This is a genomic window from Saccharopolyspora sp. NPDC000995 (assembly GCF_053599315.1).
In genome coordinates this window covers 1-4,188 of record NZ_JBSFLZ010000240.1, presented here as the reverse complement: position 1 = coordinate 4,188, position 4,188 = coordinate 1, and the positions used below count along the sequence as shown (strand labels likewise).

3 protein-coding genes are annotated in these 4,188 nt (G+C 67.5%); all 3 read left to right on the top strand.

Features of this window, described 5'->3' with window-relative positions; all coding sequences use genetic code 11:
* Positions 1-114: 114 nt before the first annotated feature.
* Genes ACWDKQ_RS35335 through mftM form a run of 3 tightly spaced genes read left to right on the top strand, consistent with a single transcriptional unit; the run spans position 115 to position 3,822 of the window.
* On the top strand, positions 115-1,323 hold the full coding sequence (locus tag ACWDKQ_RS35335) for an AAA family ATPase (protein WP_450143100.1): 1,209 nt from the start codon (positions 115-117) through the stop codon (positions 1,321-1,323).
* A 55-nt stretch (positions 1,324-1,378) separates the two neighbouring features.
* Complete coding sequence (locus ACWDKQ_RS35330; RefSeq protein ID WP_450143099.1) at positions 1,379-2,905, top strand: VWA domain-containing protein; 1,527 nt, start codon at positions 1,379-1,381, stop codon at positions 2,903-2,905.
* The gene (gene mftM / locus ACWDKQ_RS35325) at positions 2,902-3,822 is read left to right on the top strand and encodes a mycofactocin oligosaccharide methyltransferase MftM (protein ID WP_450143098.1); all 921 of its coding nucleotides are present in this window, start codon (positions 2,902-2,904) and stop codon (positions 3,820-3,822) included. Before ACWDKQ_RS35330 ends, mftM begins: the two co-directional genes overlap by 4 nt.
* Positions 3,823-4,188 lie beyond the last annotated feature (366 nt).

The following is a 4,188-nucleotide window of genomic DNA, read 5'->3' as shown; positions in this document are numbered from 1 at the left end:
TGAAGCCCCGCCGGAGTCCGCGAGCAGCTTGCCGAGCATCGCACCGAGCACGATCAGCACGCCGCCGGTGACCCGGCGGCACCACGGCTTCCCCGCTCACGACTGGAGGTTCCCGTGCCCGACACCATCTCGGCCCCGCCCCACACCGGCCACGAGCAGTTCGACTCGGTCGAGGAGGTGATCGCGAAGTTCGCCGAGTGCGGCTACATCGCGGACCGCCGACTGGCCACCACCGTCTTCCTGCAGTCCAGGTTGGACAAGCCATTGTTGCTGGAAGGACCGGCCGGCGTCGGCAAGACGGAACTGGCGAAGAAGCTCGCCGAGGTCACCGGCCGACGCCTGCTGCGCCTGCAGTGCTACGAAGGGCAGGACGAAAGCAAGGCCCTCTACGAGTGGGATTACGGCAAGCAGATGCTCTACACGCAGATGCTGCGTGACAAGATCGGCGAGGTCATCGCCGACGCGCCGGACCTCGCCACTGCGGTGGAACGCATCGGTGCGCAGGACAGCGTGTTCTTCTCCGACCGGTTCCTCGCCGCCCGGCCCCTGTTGGATGCGATCCGCGGCGAACAACCGGCGGTGCTGCTCGTCGACGAGGTCGACCGGGCCGACGAAGCGCTGGAGGCGGTGCTGCTGGAGTGCCTGGCCGAGTTCCAGGTCTCCGTCCCCGAAATCGGTACCTACTCGGCTACGACACCGCCGTACGTCGTGCTGACGTCCAACAACACCCGGGACCTGTCTGCTGCGCTCAAACGCCGTTGCCTGCACCTGTTCCTGGACTACCCCGATCACGAACGCGAGCTGGAGATCGTCAGGTCCAAGCGCACCGGTCTGCCGGAGAACCTGGCTCGCCAGCTGGTGACCGTGGTACGCGAACTGCGCAACCTCAAGTTGCGCAAGGCGCCGAGCATCTCGGAGACCATCGACTGGTCGCGCACCCTGGCAGTACTCGGTGCGGAGGAACTCGACGCCGAGCTGCTCTCGGAAACCGTGAACGTGGTGGTGAAGTACGAGCGCGACCTCCAGCAGGCCCTCAGCAGCATCCCGCGCCTGGTGGACCCGAATCGGCAGGTCCCCGAGGACCTGCACGGCCACGGCCACGGGACTGGGCACGGGCATGGCCACGGCCACGGCCACGGGCACCACCACGACCAGGACGACGAGGTCGACGGTCGCGAGGTTCGAGCCGCCAAGGACCTGCCCGGACGTTTCGACGAGAACTACTACGGCGCACCCGACTCAGGCACCAAAACCCTTTCGCAGCAACGGGTCGGCGGTCAGGGCCACCGGGCCTTCGGCGCCGCCACGCGGCGTCGTCCCTAGCCTCCGGCTCCCGACTTCGCGGGCACCCGCGCGGCCGCTGACAAGGAAGGCCATCATGCAATCCGCTCTGCACCGGTTCGTCCGCCTACTCCGGCTGTTCGGCCTGCGCGTGTCGGTGTCCGAAGCCACCGACGCGATGCGCTGCGCCTCACAGCCGGGCATGCTCCACACCAGGGACGCGTTGCGCGACGCGCTCAAGGTCGCCCTCGTCAAGGACCGGCGCGACGAGGAAATCTTCGACGAGGTGTTCGGCGCGTTCTTCACGCTCCAGCCGGTCGTCGGGGACGACAACGATCACGGGCACTCGCACGAACACGACGATCTCGCCGACACCGGCGATCTGCAGTCCTTCACCGTCTCCGAGGAACCGTCCGACGTCCCCCAGCAGGGGCACACCCACGGCAAACCTGCGGACATCCGCGACTACTTCGCCCCGGAAGACCTGGCGCAGCAGTTCAACCTGCACCAAGAGAGCAACAAGATCGACCTCGCGGCTATGACCGACGAGGTCGTCTTCTCCAACAGCGACACCGGCGCAGGAACCGGTTCGGTGCCAACCGTGCAGTTGGAGACCGAGCGGCTGCACAACGCCGGAGTTCCCGGCCAGCTCGCGAACCACACGGGCCACCGGGTCGACACCCAGCTCTCCGTCGCCGAGGAACAGACCCTGCTCGACTGGCTGGCCTGCGAGGAAGAACCCGACGACCCGCTTGCCTCTCCACGACGTCAGCTCGCCGGTGTCCTGGAGAACCTGCCCGAACTGCTCAAGCGGCACCTCGCCAGGCTCGCCGAACTGGAGTCCACGGCGCTGGAGTCTCGCGAGATCACCAGCGGCCGGCTCGACCGAGTCGACGAGCAGGAACGGCAGCAACTGGAGGAATCGCTGCGCCGGATCGCCCACAGCCTCCGCGGGGCCCTGACCAGTCGACGCCGCAACACGCCGCGGGGGCGGGTGCACCCGGCTCGCACGATGCGGCGGAACATGCGCTACGACGGCGTTCCCTTCCGACCGGTGACGATCACCCGCGCCGAGGACAAACCGCGCCTGGTCGTGCTGGCCGACGTGTCGCTGTCGGTGCGGTCGACGGCCCGCTTCACGCTGCACCTGGTGCACGGACTCCAGTCGATGTTCGGCCAGGTCCGCACGTTCGCGTTCGTCGACGAACCGGTCGAGATCACCGAACTGTTCGCCGACCACCCGCTGGAACGCGCTCTCGGACTCGTCTTCGACGGCCTGCCGCAGGGAGGGGTGATCGACGTCGACGGCAATTCCGACTACGGCAGCACTTTCGTTGCTTTCCTGGAAGAGCACGGCGCCGCACTTAACCGCCGCACCACCGTGCTGATCCTCGGCGACGGGCGGGGCAACGGAAACGACCCCGGCGTTGAAGCGTTCGCCGAGATCGCCAGGCGGGCCCGAGAAACCCTCTGGCTCACGCCCGAACCCCGCTACTCCTGGTCGCTCGGGAAGTGTGATCTGCCGATGTACGCCGAGCACTGCCGCCAGGTGCGAGTCGTGCGCGACCTGTCGGGCCTGGAGCGTGCGGCGGAGACGATGGCCGTGGAGGTGACCGGACGGTGAGCGCACCCGATCCGGCGCAGGCGGCGTTGCACCGCATCGATCCCCTCGGGTCTGCCGATCGGCCCGCTGACCGGCTGGTCACGGTGGTCCGGGACAGCGGACCACCCCGCGACCACCACGCTCAGGTGACCCGCACCCGGCACTTCAGGCTGCACCGGCGGAAGCAGCGCGTCGAGATCACCCACTGGATACAGCCCGATCAGCTGGACAACAACCTCGCCGGGATCCTCGCAGAGGAGCTCTTCGCCCCGGGATGGCTCAGCGGAGCGGAGATCTTCGAGCGAATCTTCACCGGGGTGGTCCGCTCCGTCATCGACGATCCGCTCCGCGCTTGGATGACCTTCTACGACAACACCCATGCCCGCATAGAGGAGTGCTGGTCCCGCCCCGTCGACGAGCCCGCCCCATCGTCGATAGCCAGCTTCGCCCCGGTCTACCGCCGGGCCATGCAGCTGGTCCCGCCGGGCAGGGTGCTGGACATGGGCTCCTGCTTCGGTTTCCTGCCCCTCCTGTTGGCCCAGCGCGGCCAGAACACGGTCATCGCCTCGGACCTCGTGCCAGGAGCCATGCAGCTGCTCAGCGCCGTCGCCGAGGCGCGCGGTACCCGACTGCACACCCTGGTGTGCGACGCAGCCCGGGTGCCGCTGCCGGACCGGTCGGTGGACGTGGTCACCGCGGTGCACCTGTTGGAACACCTGGACGTGCTGCAGGGCGAGGTGGTGCTGGCCGAGGCGCTTCGGTTGGCCCGCCACCGGGTCGTGATCGCCGTCCCCTTCGAGGACGAGCCCACCGCGGCCTACGGCCACGTCCGCACCTTCACCCGCCAGGACCTGGTCGAGCTCGGCCGCGCAGCAGGACACCGCTTCGAGGTCGACGAACACCACGGCGGATGGCTCGTCGTCCACGTCGGCCGATGAAGAGCCGCCAGCCGTTTGGGTCGTTCCAACGACACGAGCGACTCACGCCACTTTCTGGACCAGCCGAGTGTGGGGGCGGGCCTGATGAAGGACACCATCTGGGAGCTTATGTACGCGACTGCACATCGATCACCGGGACCGTCGACGAAGAACTGGCGGACATCCTGATCTACGTGTGCGCGATCGCCAACCGACGGAACATCGACCTCGACGAAGCGCTACGGAACCACGCCCCCGCTTGTAAACGGGGGCGTTGTGCGCTCGTACCGCATTAGGGTCTGTTTCAGAAGTTGATCTCGGTTTGAGATGATCTTCGTGTGGGTCGAGGTGATCTGACGAACGAGCAGTGGGCGAAGATGGAACCGT